At 73.3% G+C, this 15,296-nt stretch carries 11 protein-coding genes; 5 read left to right on the top strand and 6 right to left on the bottom strand.

The window, feature by feature from the left end:
- Positions 1-37: 37 nt before the first annotated feature.
- From sucB to HAV40_RS16685, 4 genes are all read left to right on the top strand, one after another.
- Positions 38-1,840, top strand: a complete 1,803-nt coding sequence (gene sucB / locus HAV40_RS16700) for a 2-oxoglutarate dehydrogenase, E2 component, dihydrolipoamide succinyltransferase (protein WP_166382215.1) — start codon at positions 38-40, stop codon at positions 1,838-1,840.
- Between the two features lie 68 nt (positions 1,841-1,908).
- On the top strand, positions 1,909-2,553 hold the full coding sequence (locus tag HAV40_RS16695; protein WP_166382213.1) for an ABC transporter ATP-binding protein: 645 nt from the start codon (positions 1,909-1,911) through the stop codon (positions 2,551-2,553).
- On the top strand, positions 2,550-4,052 hold the full coding sequence (locus HAV40_RS16690; RefSeq protein WP_166382211.1) for a DUF6297 family protein: 1,503 nt from the start codon (positions 2,550-2,552) through the stop codon (positions 4,050-4,052). The genes HAV40_RS16695 and HAV40_RS16690 overlap by 4 nt, the downstream gene beginning before the upstream one ends.
- Before the next feature lie 55 nt (positions 4,053-4,107).
- A complete protein-coding gene (locus HAV40_RS16685; protein ID WP_166382209.1) occupies positions 4,108-4,998 on the top strand; it encodes a TIGR01777 family oxidoreductase in 891 nt (296 codons plus the stop codon).
- A 137-nt stretch (positions 4,999-5,135) separates the two neighbouring features.
- Here HAV40_RS16685 and HAV40_RS38465 read toward each other — a convergent pair whose 3' ends face one another.
- The 4 genes from HAV40_RS38465 to HAV40_RS16665 form a co-directional block, all read right to left on the bottom strand.
- Positions 5,136-6,812, bottom strand: a complete 1,677-nt coding sequence (locus tag HAV40_RS38465; protein ID WP_166382207.1) for an extracellular catalytic domain type 1 short-chain-length polyhydroxyalkanoate depolymerase — start codon at positions 6,810-6,812, stop codon at positions 5,136-5,138.
- A 131-nt stretch (positions 6,813-6,943) separates the two neighbouring features.
- Positions 6,944-7,963, bottom strand: a complete 1,020-nt coding sequence (locus HAV40_RS16675) for an LLM class flavin-dependent oxidoreductase (protein ID WP_166382205.1) — start codon at positions 7,961-7,963, stop codon at positions 6,944-6,946.
- A 106-nt stretch (positions 7,964-8,069) separates the two neighbouring features.
- Complete coding sequence (locus HAV40_RS16670) at positions 8,070-8,465, bottom strand: SCO5389 family protein (RefSeq protein WP_166382203.1); 396 nt, start codon at positions 8,463-8,465, stop codon at positions 8,070-8,072.
- Positions 8,466-8,499: 34 nt separating this feature from the next.
- Complete coding sequence (locus HAV40_RS16665) at positions 8,500-9,477, bottom strand: ATP-binding protein (RefSeq protein ID WP_166382202.1); 978 nt, start codon at positions 9,475-9,477, stop codon at positions 8,500-8,502.
- Positions 9,478-9,615: 138 nt separating this feature from the next.
- Here HAV40_RS16665 and HAV40_RS16660 point away from each other — a divergent pair, with 138 nt between their 5' ends.
- Positions 9,616-11,496, top strand: a complete 1,881-nt coding sequence (locus HAV40_RS16660) for a DUF6541 family protein (protein WP_409364928.1) — start codon at positions 9,616-9,618, stop codon at positions 11,494-11,496.
- Between the two features lie 19 nt (positions 11,497-11,515).
- Here the strand turns inward: HAV40_RS16660 and HAV40_RS16655 are convergent, their stop codons facing one another.
- Both HAV40_RS16655 and HAV40_RS16650 read right to left on the bottom strand, forming a co-directional pair.
- Positions 11,516-12,895, bottom strand: a complete 1,380-nt coding sequence (locus tag HAV40_RS16655; RefSeq protein ID WP_166382200.1) for a hypothetical protein — start codon at positions 12,893-12,895, stop codon at positions 11,516-11,518.
- Positions 12,896-13,001: 106 nt separating this feature from the next.
- Positions 13,002-15,143, bottom strand: a complete 2,142-nt coding sequence (locus HAV40_RS16650; RefSeq protein ID WP_166382623.1) for an MMPL family transporter — start codon at positions 15,141-15,143, stop codon at positions 13,002-13,004.
- Between the last annotated feature and the right edge of the window lie 153 nt (positions 15,144-15,296).

Below are 15,296 nucleotides of genomic sequence, written 5' to 3'. Positions count from 1 at the left end.
CACTGCGGATCTGCACTTAACTGAGGAGTCTGAAGCAATGCCGGTATCGGTAACCATGCCGCGGCTCGGCGAGAGTGTCACCGAGGGCACCGTCACCCGGTGGCTCAAGCAGGAGGGCGACCGGGTAGAGGTCGACGAGCCGCTGCTCGAAGTCTCCACCGACAAGGTCGACACGGAGATCCCGTCGCCGGCAGCCGGCATTCTCAGCAAGATCATCGTCGGTGAGGACGAGACCGCTGAGGTTGGCGCGGAGCTCGCCGTCATCGCGGGAGAGGGCGAGAGCCCGGCTGCGGCCGCTCCGGCCGCCGCCCCCGCGGCCGAGGCGCCCGCCGCCGAGGCCCCCGCACCGGCCGCTCCGGCCCAGGAGGCGGCACCGACGCCGGCTCCCGCCGAGGCCGCCCCTGCCGCCGCCGCGGCCCCCGCCGGGGACGCCACCCCGGTGAAGATGCCCGCGCTCGGCGAGAGCGTCACCGAGGGCACCGTCACCCGCTGGCTCAAGCAGGTCGGCGACGCGATCGAGGTCGACGAGCCGCTGCTGGAGGTCTCCACCGACAAGGTCGACACGGAGATCCCGTCGCCGGTCGCCGGCACCCTGCTGGAGATCACCGTGCCCGAGGACGAGACCGCCGCCGTCGGCGCGCAGCTCGCGCTCATCGGCGCGGCAGGCGGCGCTCCGGCAGCCGCCACACCGGCTCCGGCTGCTCCCGCCCCGGCCGCACCGGCTCCCGCCCCGGCCGCCGCTGCTCCGGCCGCGCCCGCTGCTCCGGCTCCGGCCGCGCCCGCCGCACCGGCTCCGGCCGCACCGGCTCCCGCTCCGGCCGCCGCCGCTCCGGCTCCGGCACCGGCTGCACCCGCTCCGGCGCAGGCGGCCGCTCCCGCGGCTCCGGCCGCTGAGGCGGTCAACGGCGCGGACGGCTACGTCACCCCGCTGGTGCGCAAGCTCGCCGCCGAGCACCGCGTCGACCTGGGCAAGGTCACCGGCACCGGCGTCGGCGGCCGCATCCGCAAGCAGGACGTGCTCGACGCGGCCGAGAAGGCCAAGGCCCCGGCGGCCGCTCCCGCGACTGCCGCCCCCGCCGCGGCCGCACCGGCTCCGGCCACCAAGGCCGCGAGCCCGCTGCGCGGACGCACCGAGAAGCTGTCCCGGCTGCGTACCACCATCGCCAAGCGCATGGTGGAGTCGCTGCAGGTCTCGGCGCAGCTCACCACCGTGGTCGAGGTCGACGTCACCAAGATCGCGAAGCTGCGCCAGCAGGCCAAGGCCGACTTCCTCGCCAAGAACGGCGTGAAGCTGTCCTTCCTGCCGTTCTTCGCGCTGGCGGCGGTCGAGGCGCTGCGGGTGCACCCGAACGTGAACGCGTCGATGGACCTGGAGGCCGGCACGGTCACCTACCACGACGCCGAGCACCTGGGCATGGCCGTGGACACCGACAAGGGCCTCATCGTCCCGGTGATCCGCAGCGCCGGTGACCTGAACCTGGCGGGCCTGGCCCGCCGGATCGCCGACGTGGCCGAGCGCACCCGCTCGAACAAGATCCTGCCGGACGAGCTGTCGGGCGGCACCTTCACGCTGACCAACACCGGCAGCCGGGGCGCCCTGTTCGACACGCCGATCATCAACCAGCCGCAGGTCGCCATCCTCGGCACCGGCGCGGTCGTCAAGCGGGCCGTCGTCGTCGACGACCCGGCGCTGGGCGAGCTGATCGTGCCCCGCCACATGGTCTACCTGGCCCTGTCGTACGACCACCGCCTGGTCGACGGTTCCGACGCCGCGCGTTTCCTGGGCACCGTCAAGGAGCGCCTGGAGACGGGCGCGTTCGAGGGCGAACTGGGTCTCTGACCCGAAGCTGTAGACGAGGGGGTGACCGGCGGGAGCCGGTCACCCCCTCGCGTCGTTACTGTGTCGGGATGCCCGTCGTCGTCGCCCGTGACCTGTCGGTGCAGCTCGGTGGCGGCACCGTGCTGGACCGCGTGCACCTCACCGCCGACCCCGGCCAGATCGTGGCCGTGCAGGGCGTCAACGGCTGCGGCAAGTCGACGCTGCTGCGCTGCCTGAGCGGCCTGCTGCGGCCCGGTTCCGGCGAGGTCGAGGTGCTGGGCGGGCCGCCGTCGGGCGACCCGGCCTTCTGGCGCCAGGTCGGCCTGCTGGCCGAGGAGCCGGCCTGGTATCCCGGCCTGACCGTGCGTGAACACCTCGCCCTGGTCGCGCTGACCCACGGCGTCACCACGCCCGTCGACCGCGCCCTGGCCGACTTCGAGCTGACCGCCCGCGCCGCCGCGAGCCCGCTGGCGCTGTCGGCGGGGCAGCGGCAGCGGCTGGCGCTGGCCGCGACGATGGCCCGGCCCAGCCGCCTGCTCCTGCTCGACGAGCCCGAGCAGAAGCTCGACGCCGGGTTCCGGGACCGCCTGGCCGCGATGCTGCGGGCGTACGCCCACGCCGGTGGCACGGTCGTGCTGGCCACCCATGACGCTGCCCTGGTCGCCGCGATGGACGCGACCGCCCTGTGGATGCGCGACGGCCGGCTCACCCGGACCGGCCCGGTGCCCGCATGACCGATCGCGCCACGGCCCACGCCGTCCGTGCCGCGATCCGCGCCCCCGGCCGCCGGGCCGACGCGCACTGGTCGGACCGCTACCTGCCCGTCGCGGGTGCCGCCGTCGGCGGTGCGCTGCTGCTCGGCCCGTTCCAGGGGCTGCTCGGCGAGCTGTCCGCGCCGCTGCCGCCCGCCCCGCCGCTGACCGTCGTGGCCGGTCTCACGCTCGTGACGGCGGTCCTGGCCGGGCTGCTCCAGGTCGCGGTGGTGGCCGGTCCGCTGCTGCTCACGCCCGCTGACGCGCGCTGGCTGCTGCTGTCGCCACTGGGCCGCCGGGCGGTGCTCACCCCGGCGGCACTGCGCGCGGCGGCGGCGGCGTCGGCCGTCGGCGGCGTGCTCGGCGGTGTGACGCTCTCCCTGCTCGGGATGCCGGATCACGGCGCGCTGCGGCTGACCGCGACGGTGGCGTGCGGTGCCTCGTACGCGCTGATCGGGGTGGGTCTGGCGGTGCTGGCACAGCGCTCGGAGCGGGCGGCGCGCGTCCTGCGCCGGGTCGCGGGCGGCGCCGCGGTGCTCGCCGTGCTCGGCGGGGAGGCCGTCACCGCTGGTGTGCGGGTGCGCCCGCTACCGCCCGTGCCGCTGTCCGCGCTGCTCGGCGTCGCCGGGGCCGGGGTGCTCGGCGCGCTGGTGACAGCCGTCCTGGTGGGACGGAGCCTGGCGACGTTCCCGGCCGGGCCGGTGCTGGAGGCCGCGACCCGGCTCAGCGCAGCGGGTGACGCGGTCGTCGCGCTGGAGCCGTCGTTCCTGTCCCGGGTGGCCGAGAACGCGTACTGGCGCGAGCGGCGGCCGCCGTCCCGGCCGTGGCCCGCCTGGCCCGGCCCGCTGGTGCTGGCATGGCTGGACTGGCGCGGGCTGCGCCGCCGACCGGCGCGCCTGGCCGTCCTGATCCTCAGCACGCTCGTCCCCGTCCTGCTGGCGACGGCGTGGCCGGACCGGCAGCTGCTGTGGGCCGCGGCGGTGGCCGTGCTGGCCCTGGTCGCGGCGAGCGCCGGTGCTGACGGCGTACGCCGGGAGACCGGCAGTCCCGCCCTGCGCCGCCTGTTCGGCGTCGCCGGTCTGCCCGCCGACGCGGCCCGGCTCGTGCTGCCCGCCGCGCTGGCCGCAGGCTCGCTCACCGGCGCGCTGGCCCTGCTGGAGCTGGCCGAGGCGGTGCCCGGCACTGGCTGGGCGTGGCTCGGGCCCGCCGCGGCCGCGGTGCCCGCCGTCGCCGCGCTGCGGATGGCCCGGCGCGGTCACATCGACCACGCGTCGACGCCCGTGGTGATGCCGATGACGGGCACCCGGATCCCGACCGGCTGGCTGACCTGGAGCCTGTCCGGCCTGGACGTGGCCGTGCCCGGCCTGCTTCCGCTGCTGCTCGCGCTGACCGGGGCGATCCGGCCGGGTCCGGCGGCGGCCGCGCAGGCGGCACTGTCGGCCCTCGTGCTCGCCGCGTACCTGCGGTTCCGGCGCAGGTAGCACCCCTGCGGTGTCGACACGCCGGGCGTGCGCCGCCATCGGGCATGATTGTCGTATGCGGATCGTGGTGGCGGGAGCTTCGGGCTTCCTGGGCCAACCCCTGGTGTCGACCCTGCGTTCGTCGGGTCACGAGGTCGTTCAGCTGGTACGCCGTCCCGCGGCGGATGCCTCGGAGCGGCAGTGGGACCCCGCCGAACCGATCCGGCTGCCCGACGGCACCGACGCGGTGGTGAACCTGTGCGGGGTCGGTGTGAGCGACCGGCGCTGGACCGAGGAGTACCAGGCGCTGATCCTGTCCAGCCGGGTCGTGCCGACCGCGACGCTGGCCCGCGCGGTCGCCGCGCAGCGCGTCCCGGTGCTGGTCAACGCGTCAGGCGTGGGCTTCTACGGCGACACCGGCGACCGCGAGGTGACCGAGCTGTCCCCCGCCGGGGACGACTTCCTGGCCGGGGTCTCCCGGCACTGGGAGCAGGCGACCGCGCCCGCCGCGGCGGCCGGGGCACGGGTGTCGCTGCTGCGCACCGGCTACCCGCTGCACCGCGACGGCGGCTTCCTCAAGGCGCAGCTGGTCCCGTTCAAGATGGGCATCGGCGGCAGGCTCGGCAACGGGCGGCAGTGGGTGCCGTGGATCTCGCTGTTCGACTGGCTGGCCGCGACGCAGTTCATCCTGGACAGCGACCAGGTCGAGGGCCCGGTCAACATGGTCGGCCCGGCTCCGGTCACCAACACCCAGTTCACCAAGGCGTTCGGCGCGGAACTGCACCGCCCGACGGTGATGCCGATCCCCAAGGCCGCCCTCAAGATCCTCTACGGCGAGTTCGGCAACGAGGCGTACCGCAGCCTGCGCTGCATGCCCGGGGCCCTGACCGCGGCCGGCTTCCCCTTCCGCCACCGCACCGTCACCCAGGCCCTGCACGCCGCCCTCACCGACCCCATCCCCGCCTGACGCCCTGCCTTTAAAATCGACGCTGGCCTATTACATCGAGTTTGATCTGCAAAAACTCGATGTAATAGGCCAGCGTCTATGGAAAACGGGGCCGGGGACGGGGCGGGGTGCCCGCGTCGGCGGGGCTGGTCAGCGGGTCAGCACTGGCCGTCGGCGAGGACGTAGTAGTTGGGGGCGGTCTGCTTCAGGGTGTGGGTGTAGAAGGTGTTGTAGAGGCCCATGTTCTGGTTCGAGCCGTTGGCGTACGTGTACCCCAGCGAGTGGTACGCCCGTCCCGCCGCGACCTGCGCGTAGTTGCTGGCCGTGAAGCACGCGGCGGTCGCCGCCGTGGTCGCCGGCACGGCCGCCGACAGCGCACCCTCCACCCCGGACCCGTTCACCGCGCTGACCGCGAAGCTGTAACCGGTCGACGCGGCCAGCCCGGTGCTGGTGTACGACGTCGCGGACACCGGTGCCCCGGTGACCTTCACCCCGCCCCGGTACACGTGGTAGCCGGTCGCGCCGGAGACCGCCGACCAGGACAGGGACACGCTGCTGTCGGTGACCGACGTGACCGCCAGCCCGGTCGGCGCGGCGGGGCCGGGCGGCGGGGTCGCCGAGGTGGTCGCCGAGACAGCACCGGACGCGGCGCCCTCCCCGGCCGCGTTCACGGCCCGGACGGTGTAGCTGTACGTCGTCGACGCGGCCAGGCCGTTGTCGGTGTAGGACGTGTCACCGACCGGGGACGCGGTCACCTTCACCCCGCCCCGGTACACGTGGTAGCCGGTCGCGCCGGAGACCGCCGACCAGGACAGGCCGACGCTGGCGCTGGTGACACCGGTGACGGCCAGACCGGTCGGCGCGCCGGGTGGGGTGGTCACGGTGTTGTCGAGGCCGAAGTAGACCGCGTCGCGGTACGCCGAGCAGATGGTGTCGAGGAAGTACGACGTCGCGGTGCCGCACTGGTCCAGCCCGCTACCGGGGTCGACGGGCGTGCCGTGTCCCATCCCCGCGACCTTGTACAGGCGTACCAGGTCGCCGCTGTAGGTCTCCAGCGTGGTGTTGCCGGGCAGGCTCGTGGTGCCGGTCGGGGTCTGCGTGACGCCGTGCACGTTGGTCCACTGCGTCATCAGCTCGGTGCCGTTGGCGGGCACCACGGTCGAGTCGGACTGCCCCTGCCAGATCGCCACCCTCGGCCACGGTCCGGTGTAGCCGCTGTAGGCGGCGCGGACCAGGTTGCCCCACTGCTGCGGGGTCTTGCTCTGGGCCGCGGACTGGCAGGGCGTGCCGCAGTTGTACGGCAGCCCCGCGACGACGGAACCGGCCTTGAACACGTCCGGGTAGGTCGCCAGCATCACCGCGCTCATCGCGCCACCGGCGGACAGGCCGGACACGTAGACGCGGTTCGCGTCCGCGCCCAGGTTCGCCACCGCGTGGGAGACCATCTGCCGCACCGACAGCGCCTCGCCCTGACCGCGCGCGATGTCAGCGGCCTGGTACCAGTTGAAGCAGCTCAGCGCGTTGTTGCCGGACTTCTGCTCGGCGACGATCAGGCTGAAGCCCCACAGGTCGGCGTACTTGCGCCAGCCGGAGTTGGTGAAGTAGCCGGTGCCGTTCTGGGTGCAGCCGTGCAGCAGCACCACGACGGGCCGTCCGGCGGGCAGGTTGTCGGGGCGGTAGCTGTACATGGTCAGGTTGCCGGGGTTGCTGCCGAACGAGCTGACCTGCGTCAGCGTCGCGGCCTGGGCCGGGGCGGCGGCGACGGCCACGGCGGCGAGTCCGGTCAGGACGGCGAGCGCCGCGCGGAGCAACCGCGGGGCGGAGGGTCTGGGCATGGCGGGCTCCTCGATAGTGATCCGTGTCACTCCCCTGTGGAGCCGCACGCTACGGTCCGCCGCAACCCTCCCGACATGTCCACGAAACACACATTGCCGCGCCCCGCTATGGCGTCCCCGCGGACCGGCCGTCACCCGCGATCGGCGAACTCCAGATCAGGCACCCGAGGCTGCGGAGCGTGGTCGCGAAGCCACGCTGTCGGCAGCGCGGCCAGCGTCGCGATGAGGTCCGAGGTCGCCTCGGGCGAGCCGGCCGCCTCGACCATGCACAGCTGGCGGCGTACCCCCGTGGTGTCGGCACTGTGCGCCAGGGCGGCGGCGACCTCGCCGGGCGGGCCGACCGGCTGGATACGCAGCAGATGTTCGACGTGGGCGGCCAGGTCGCGGCCCGGCGGCGCGCCGCCCGCCGGGACCGCGGCGCGGATGCCCGCCAGCCAGCGGGGCAGGTTCGCGCGCAGCTCGCGCTCGCCGTCGGCCCGGCTGGCGCAGGGGTACGCCAACCGCACCCGCGCGTGGTCCGCCGCCGCCGGATCGTGGCCGTGCGCGGACGCGGCCTGGGCCCACCGGTCCACCAGCGCCGCCGCCTCGGTGTCGTCGGTGTGTACGCCGAGCAGCAGCGGCAGCCCGAGCCGCCCGGCCAGCTCGGCCGTGTCGCCGGAGGTCACCGCCACCCGGACGCGCAGCGGCGTCGCGGGCCTCGGCACCACGGCCAGCGGCCCGAAGCGGTGGAACTCGCCGTCCGCGCCCACCTCGGCCACGCCCGACAGCCAGCGCAGCAGCACCCGCAGGGACTCGGCGAAGCCGCGCCGGTAGTGGTCGAGCCCGCGCCCGAGCACCTCGATCTCCTGCCACGGGCCGCCCCGGGCCACGCCGAGCTGGAACCGGTCCCCGGCCAGGGCGTGCAGCAGCGCCGCCTCCTCGCCCAGCGCGACCGGATGCCGCGAGCCGAGCACCGCCGCGGCGGTGCCGACGGTGATGCGCCGCGTCCCGGCCAGGATGTGCCCGGCCAGCACGGTCGCCGACGGGCACTGCCCGTACGCGACGAAGTGGTGCTCGGCGAGCCACACCCCGCCCATCCCGGCCCGCTCGGCCTCGCGCGCGTGGGCCACCGCCACGGCCGGGCCGAAGGCGCTGGTGAGAAATACGTCCACGGTGACCCTCCACAGCTCTGATCCGCCCTGCTCACGGGCGGTTGAATGTCAGGAAGGGCACCTTCCATAACGCGTAGCGTCAAGAAGGTGCCCTTCCTTCTTCAACTCAGCAGTCGCGCAGTTCCGGCGACTGGTTGCGGAGTTGGGCTACCGGGGAGATGAACTCCTGGTAGGTGTCGCCGCCGACGGCCGACAGGGCGAACGCGGCGACGCGGTGGCAGTTCTGGAACGCGAGCTTGATACCGAAGTGGCGCTCCAGGCCACCGCGGATCGCGTCACTGGCCAGGGCGCGCAGCAGCTCGCCGCGCTCGGCCTCGCTCGGCGGCGGGGTGCCGTGCTCGCCGAACTCCGAACCCGGCGCGTCGGCCAGGCGCTCGGCCGCGGCGCTGACCACGGTCCAGGCGTACGGCAGAGACTGGCGCACGCAGTCGACGAACTCGGCGTCGTCGACCTGCCCGGCCTCGGCCCGCTCCAGCAGCGCCACGGGGACATCCAGGGACATGGTGTTCTCCTTCTTGTCGTGACGGCGGGTGCCGTCAGTGGTGTCGTGCCAGCTCAAGCCGTTGCGGCCCGAGCACGAAAGCGGGGTCGACCTGGGCGGCGAGGTCTTCGCCACTGCGGGCGTTGCCCCATGCCTGCGCGTTGCGCAGGTGGAACTCGACGGCCTGCGCGGTGTAGCGAGGCCAGTCCTTACCCACACCATCCACAGTGGACCGGATTCTGTCCAGTGCCTGGCGGTTCGCCGCCTCCAGCTCGCTGATCGGCTGGGGCGCGCCGCGCTCGCCGGCCCGGACGAAGCCCGACCGGCTGATCCAGGTGAGCAGGTCGTCGCCGACGTGGTCACGCAGGAACGACACGTCCGACTCGTCGTCGATCTTGTTGCCGATCACGTGCACCCGCACCCCGAAGTCGCGGGCGTAGCCGATGTACTGGCGGTACACCCCCACGCTGCGCAGGGTCGGCTCGCACACCAGGAAGGTCGCGTCGAACCGGGTGAACAGGCCGGAGGCGAAACTGTCCGCGCCCGCGGTCATGTCGACCACGACGTACTCGCCCGGCCCGTCGACCAGGTGGTTGAGCAGCAGCTCGACCGCACCGACCTTGGAGTGGTAACAGGCCACGCCCAGGTCCTCGGTGGCGAACGGCCCGGTCACCGCGAGCCGCACCCCGCCCACCGGGCGCACCAGCGCCTCGTAGATCGGGTTGCTCTCGTCGACCCGCAGCAGCCGCGAGCCCTGCCCCGGCGGGGTCGTCTTGACCATCGCCGCGGCCGAGGAGATGCGCGGGTTGTCGCCCCGCAGGTACTCCTTGATCTTGTCTAGGTGGTCGCCCAGCGACGGGAGCAGGACGGCCTCGTCCTCGCTGATCCCGAGCGCCGCGGCGAGGTGCTGGTTGATGTCGGCGTCGATGGCCAGCAGTGCCGCGGGGGTCGCCGCCGCCGCGAGATGCCTGGCCACCAGCGCCGCAAGGGTGGTCTTACCGCTGCCGCCCTTGCCGACGAATGCCATCTTCATAACTGCTATTGATAGTCATTTTCAATAGGCGGGTCAATCACCCCGCGTGTTCCCGCGCGTGTCGCTGCGTCACGTTCGCGGTGTGATGCCGTCCGGCAGGCCATGGGCGCGAAACAGCCCGCTGATAAACTGCGCCGAGTGTCGATCGCCTCGCCCGCCAGCCCGCTGAGCCCGCCCGCCGACGTCGCGGAGACGGCCGGCGTCGTCCCCGCCGAGGCCGTCGTGAAGACCCGCCGCCGCCGCGCAGACCTGCTGGTCGCGGCCACCGCGCTGGTTCTGGCGGTATGGGTCACCGGCGCGCTCTGGTCGGACCCGGCGCACCGCGCCAGCGGCGTCAACTCCGGCGACCAGGCGTTCTTCGAGTGGCTGCTGTCCTACGGGGCGTACGCGCTCACCCACGGCGTGGACCCGCTGTTCACCCACCTGCTCAACGTGCCGGACGGGGTGAACCTGGCGGTCAACACCTCGATCTCGGTGTACGCCTTCGTCTTCGCCCCGCTGACGATCCTGGCCGGCCCGGCGATGACGTTCCTGGTCATCCTCACCCTGAACCTGGCCGGCACCGCGTACGCCTGGTACTGGCTGTTCTCCCGGCACCTGGGCGCGAACCGGATCGGCGCGGCCGTCGGCGGCCTGTTCTGCGGCTTCGCCCCGGCGATGATCTCCCACGCGAACGCCCACCTGAACTGGACCGCCCAGTGGGTGATCCCGCTGATCATCGCGCGCTGCCTGCTGCTGGTGCGCCGGGACAAGCCGCTGCGCGACGGCGCGCTGCTCGGCCTGCTGATCGCGGTCTGCTTCTCCATCGCCGCCGAGGCGCTGTTCTTCACCGCGCTCGCGCTGGGCGTGTTCACGCTGGTCTGGGTGCTGTCCCGGCGCTCGGAGGTCAAGGCGCTGGTGCGCCGGGTGCTGGCCGGGCTGGGCAGCGGCGCGCTGGTGGCGGGCGTGCTGCTGGCGTACCCGCTGTACCTGCACTTCGCGGGGCCGCAGCGCTACCACGGCACCGGCTTCGACCCGCACGTGCACAACGAGGACCTCGCCGCGTACGCCGCCTGGCCGGAGCGCTCGCTGGCCGGGGCGGTCGGCCTCAACACCGACCTGGCCGCGAACCCGACCGAGGAGAACTCCTTCTTCGGCCTGCCACTGCTGCTACTGGTGATCATCGGGCTGGTGGTGCTGTGGCGGCGCACCGACCGGTCGCACCGGGCCAACCTGCTCGGCCTCGGCGTCACCGCGGGCGTATTCTTCCTGCTCTCGCTCGGTCCCGAGCTGCGCTGGCTGGGCCGCCTGACCGCGATCCCGATGCCCGAGGCGCTGATCGGCGGCCTGCCGGTGTTCAACGCCGCGCTGCCGTCCCGGCTCGCCCTGATCGTCGCGCCCGTGTTCGGCCTGGTCCTGGCGTGGCTGGCCACCGCGCTGAGCCGCACCGACGGCGGCAGCATGCGGGTCACCCTGCCCGGCCCGCGCTGGGCCTGGATCGCCGGGCTCACGGTCGCGCTGCTGCCGCTGGTGCCCACGCCGCTACTGGCCCGCGAGCGCGCCCCCGTGCCGGACTTCTTCACCTCCGGCCAGTGGCGCGAGTACGTCGCCGACGGCGGCACCGTGGTCCCCGTGCCGATCACCAACGACCTGCTTCCCGACGGCCAGCGCTGGCAGGCCGCCGCCCTGGCCGACGCGTCCGGCGCGGGCGAGGGCGTGTTCCGCCTGCCCGCGGGCTTCTTCCTCGGCCCCGGCGGCCCGAACGGCACCGGCCGCATCGGCCCGATCCCCCGCCCCACCCAGACGCTGCTGGAGCAGGTCGCCAAGACCGGCAAGGCCCCCGCCATCACCGACGCCGACCGGGCCGCCCTGCGCGAGGACCTGCGCTACTGGAACGCCAGCATCGTCGTACTCGGCGACGACGTGCACGGCGCACACTGGCCCACCTACCAGCCCGCCCTCAAAACCGTCATGACCGACCTTCTCGGCCCCCCGCAACGCGTCGCCGACGTCTGGCTCTGGAAGACCCCGCCCGCCTGACCTCCACCGGGCGGGCCGCCTACCAGTGCCAGGCGGTGCGGGTCAGGCGGGGGCGGAGGTGGTCGCGGTAGGCGGTCGCGGTCTGGGACGTGATGCGGCGGAGCAGGGGGGTGCCGAGCCAGCCGAGGACGGCGGCGCTGTAGGCGACGCTGAGCCACTGGGTGGCGGTCAGGTACTGGAACTGCCAGGAGACCAGCGGGTACCACAGCGAGCTGTACTCGGGTGAGTACCAGCAGAGTGCCTCGACCGACTGCGGGGTGTTGAAGCACGCGGTGGGCCACAGCTCGTGCCAGAACAGGCTGTTCAGGCCGATCCAGATCGACAGGATCAGCACGGCCAGGGTGATCAGGTTCGCGCCGAGACCGGCCTGCCGGTGTCCCAGCCGCAGGGCGAGCGCGAGGGCGGCGGGCAGGATGCCCGCCAGGAAGAAACGCGGACCCCATGACATCCCGGCGTACCAGGCCCACCACGGGGCGTAGATCAGCACCAGGCCGCCCACGAAGATCAGCCAGAGACGCTGGATCCGGGCCAGGTCGATGCCGGTCGGGCCCAGGTCGGCCAGTGCTCGGCGGGTCGGCAGGAACATGCCGGGCAGGTACCAGAGGATGCCCCGGCCGAACGCGAAGACGATCGCCAGCACCCCGAAGAAGAAGGGGTACGAGAACCCGGGCCGCCCCGAGAACGGCATGACGTCCTTCGCTCCCCGGTCACCGACGTAGCCGCCCTTGCGGGCCAGGATCTCCAGCAGGATCAGCGCCGCGGCGACCGCCACCGGGACGAGCAGCCGCAGGCGGCGGTGCCGCCACGTCTCGGCGAGGCTCACCAGCCCCAGCCCGGCCACTGTCGCCGGGGTGTTGACGACGCCGAGCACGGCGGCCGCCCACCCCCAGCCCCGCCGGCGTCCCCGCACGATCACGACGATGCCGACCATCACCCCCATCATGGTGAAGGTCTCGCTGCCGTAGTGGCCGACGTCCGGCGCGAGCATGCTCGCCGCGACCGTGATCAGCATGAACCGCCGGATCAGCGCACCGGGGACCAGACCGCGCAGCAGCAGCCCGAGCGCGGCCAGCCCGGCGGTGAACACGACCAGGTTGAAGTACTTGATCCCCGCCTCGGGCGTGGCCACCGCCCGGCCGAGCAGCCACATCGGCGCGGAGAACAGCGGGCCCATGATCGAGTATTCGCTGTTGTTGAGGCGGCCCTCGCCGAGCAGCACGCTCAGGCTGTTGAGCCGGTCCACCCCGTCGGCCACCACCGCGACCTGCTGACCCCAGACCAGTCGGGCCAGCCCGGCGAGGATGAGCAGCGTCTCCACGACCGCGGTCCAGTGCGGGCGGCGCGACGCGGGCGGGCCGGACACGGTCTCGGCGGCGGGTTCCAGAGCGGTCAACGACACGGCGCTACCTTACGCACCGGCACGACCGCTCGCGGTCCGGCAGCCACGCCAGCGCAGGCGCACCCCCGGCTGTGTCAGCCGAGGGTGCGCCGCCCCACCCCGGGGTCTACTGCGCCGGGTCGACCTTCTGCTCGGGCGCGGGGGTCCGCCAGAGCTTGCCGGGCCACCAGACGAACCGGCCGATGTCGACCGTCAGCGCGGGCACCAGCAGCGAGCGCACCAGCAGCGTGTCCAGCAGCACGCCGAAGGCCACCGCGAACGCGATCTCCACCACGAAGACCAGCGGCAGCACCGCGAGCGCCGCGAACGTCGCCGCCAGCACCACCCCGGCGCTGGTGATCACGCCGCCGGTCACGGCCAGCCCCTTGAGCGTGCCCGCGGTGTGGCCGAGCTTGCCGGCCTCCTCGCGGACCCGCGTCATCAGGAAGATGTTGTAGTCGACCCCCAGCGCCACCAGGAACACGAAGGCGAACAGCGGATACGAGGAGTCCGCGCCGGGGAAGCCCAGCAGGTCGGTGAACACGATGCCGGAGATGCCCAGCGTCGCCAGGTACGACAGCACGACCGTGGCGATCAGCAGCAGCGGCGCGATCAGCGAGCGCAGCAGCACCATCAGGATCAGGAAGATGACCCCCAGCACCAGCGGGATGATCACGTTGCGGTCGCGCTGCGAGGTGTGCTGCACGTCGTAGTTGATCGCGCTGAACCCGCCGACCTTGGCGTCCGCCCCGCCGATCGCGTGCACCGCGGTCCGCAGCCGCTCGACGGTGTCCAGCGCTGCGGGCGAGTCGGCCGCGTCGGTCAGCGTCGCGTCGATCCGCACCATCCCGTCGACGACCTTCGGCTCGGTGTTCACGGGGATGACCGGGTTGGGCAGCGCCGCACCGGTGCCGGTCCCGGTCGTTCCGGTCCCGGTCGGGTCCGTGCCGGTCTGGCCGTCGGGCGACGGCGGGACGACCGCCATCGGGACGGGCATCCCGGTGAACGGGGCCGCGTCGGCGACACCCTTGGTCTGGCGTACCGCCAGCAGCACCTGGTCCAGCTTGTCGGCGCGGGTGACGATCTCGGCGGGGTTGCCGGTGCCGCCCGGGAAGTGGGCGGTGGTCAGCTCCTGCGCGGAGACCGAGTCGGGGTGGCCGGTGAAGCCCTCCGACTGCGGGATGCCGTCGGCGTCCAGCCGGGTCAGGCCCGCGACCCCGGCCAGCAGCAGCACGGCGGTGCCGATCCAGACGAGCCGGGCCCGGCGACCGACCAGCGCGGACACCTTCGCCCAGACGCCCTGCTGCTCGACGGGCGCGGAGTCGAACTTAGGCCGTACGGGCCAGAACGCCACCCGTCCGAGCAGCACCAGGACCGCGGGCAGCAGGGTCAGCGAGACGGCGAGGCTGCTGGCGATGCCGATCGCGCCGACCGGGCCGAGGCCCTTGTTGGAGGCGAGGTCGGACACGAGCAGGCAGAGCAGGCCCAGGATGACCGTCGCGCCGCTGGCCAGGATCGGCTCGAACGAGGCGCGCAGCGCGACCCGCATCGCGTCGTACCGGCTCTCGGTGTGCCGCAGCTCCTCGCGGAAACGGGAGACCAGCAGCATCGCGTAGTCGGTGGCCGCGCCCAGCACGAGCACGTCGAGGATGGCCTGGCTCTGCCCGGAGACCGTGATGATCTCCTCCTTGGCCAGCAGGTAGACCACGCCGTTGGCCAGCGCGAACGCCAGGCCCGCGCCGAACAGCACGACCACGGGCAGGATCGGGCTGCGGTACACGATCAGCAGGATGACGCCGATGATGGCGACGGTGACGCCGAGCAGCAGGCCGTCGATGGAGCCGAAGACCTCCATCATGTCGGTGAGGATGCCGCCCAGCCCGCCGACGTGCGCGTTCAGCCCGTCGGGCAGGCCCGTGTGGTCGCGGATCCAGGTCACGTCGGTCATGTTCTTCTGCGCGTCGGTCTCCGTGAACAGCACGATGACCTGGGCGGCCTTGCCGTCGTCGGAGTAGCGCGGCAGCAGCGGCACGTCGGCGATCCGGCTGCCGAGCTCCCGCTTGATCGTCGCTAGCTGCTCGGCGATGGCCGTCTTGTCCGCGTCGGTCAGCCCGCTGTCGCGGCCGTACACCAGCTGGGCCGGCACGACGTCGAGCCCGGCGAACTTCTTGCTCAGGTCGAGCACGACCGTCGCCTCGGCGCTCTCCGGCAGGAAGGAGGCGTTGTCGTTCTTCTGGACCTCGGCGGTCTTGCTGGAGAAGCCGCCCATGGCCCCGCCCACGACCAGCCACACCACGAGCCCGATCGCCGGCAGCAGCCAGCGCAGCCGCCGACGCCGCGGTGGAGCGGCGTTGTGCTGCCCCGGTTCGCCCCGGAGCTCCTTCTTCTCCCGCGTCGCCGTCATCGCGAGGCGTCCTTTCCG

Source organism: Catellatospora methionotrophica, from assembly GCF_011297335.1.
Lineage (GTDB): Bacteria > Actinomycetota > Actinomycetes > Mycobacteriales > Micromonosporaceae > Catellatospora > Catellatospora methionotrophica.
Note: the sequence above shows the minus strand (reverse complement) of the source record. Positions and strands in the feature narration are given on the sequence as shown.

What these genes read in the sequence shown, in the direction of transcription:
- sucB (WP_166382215.1), top strand. Translation starts at nt 38, where the DNA reads ATGCCGGTATCGGTAACCATGCCGCGGCTCGGCGAGAGTGTCACCGAG.
- HAV40_RS16695 (WP_166382213.1), top strand. Translation starts at nt 1,909, where the DNA reads ATGCCCGTCGTCGTCGCCCGTGACCTGTCGGTGCAGCTCGGTGGCGGC.
- HAV40_RS16690 (WP_166382211.1), top strand. Translation starts at nt 2,550, where the DNA reads ATGACCGATCGCGCCACGGCCCACGCCGTCCGTGCCGCGATCCGCGCC.
- HAV40_RS16685 (WP_166382209.1), top strand. Translation starts at nt 4,108, where the DNA reads ATGCGGATCGTGGTGGCGGGAGCTTCGGGCTTCCTGGGCCAACCCCTG.
- HAV40_RS38465 (WP_166382207.1), bottom strand. Translation starts at nt 6,812, where the DNA reads ATGCCCAGACCCTCCGCCCCGCGGTTGCTCCGCGCGGCGCTCGCCGTC.
- HAV40_RS16670 (WP_166382203.1), bottom strand. Translation starts at nt 8,465, where the DNA reads ATGTCCCTGGATGTCCCCGTGGCGCTGCTGGAGCGGGCCGAGGCCGGG.
- HAV40_RS16665 (WP_166382202.1), bottom strand. Translation starts at nt 9,477, where the DNA reads ATGAAGATGGCATTCGTCGGCAAGGGCGGCAGCGGTAAGACCACCCTT.
- HAV40_RS16650 (WP_166382623.1), bottom strand. Translation starts at nt 15,143, where the DNA reads ATGGGCGGCTTCTCCAGCAAGACCGCCGAGGTCCAGAAGAACGACAAC.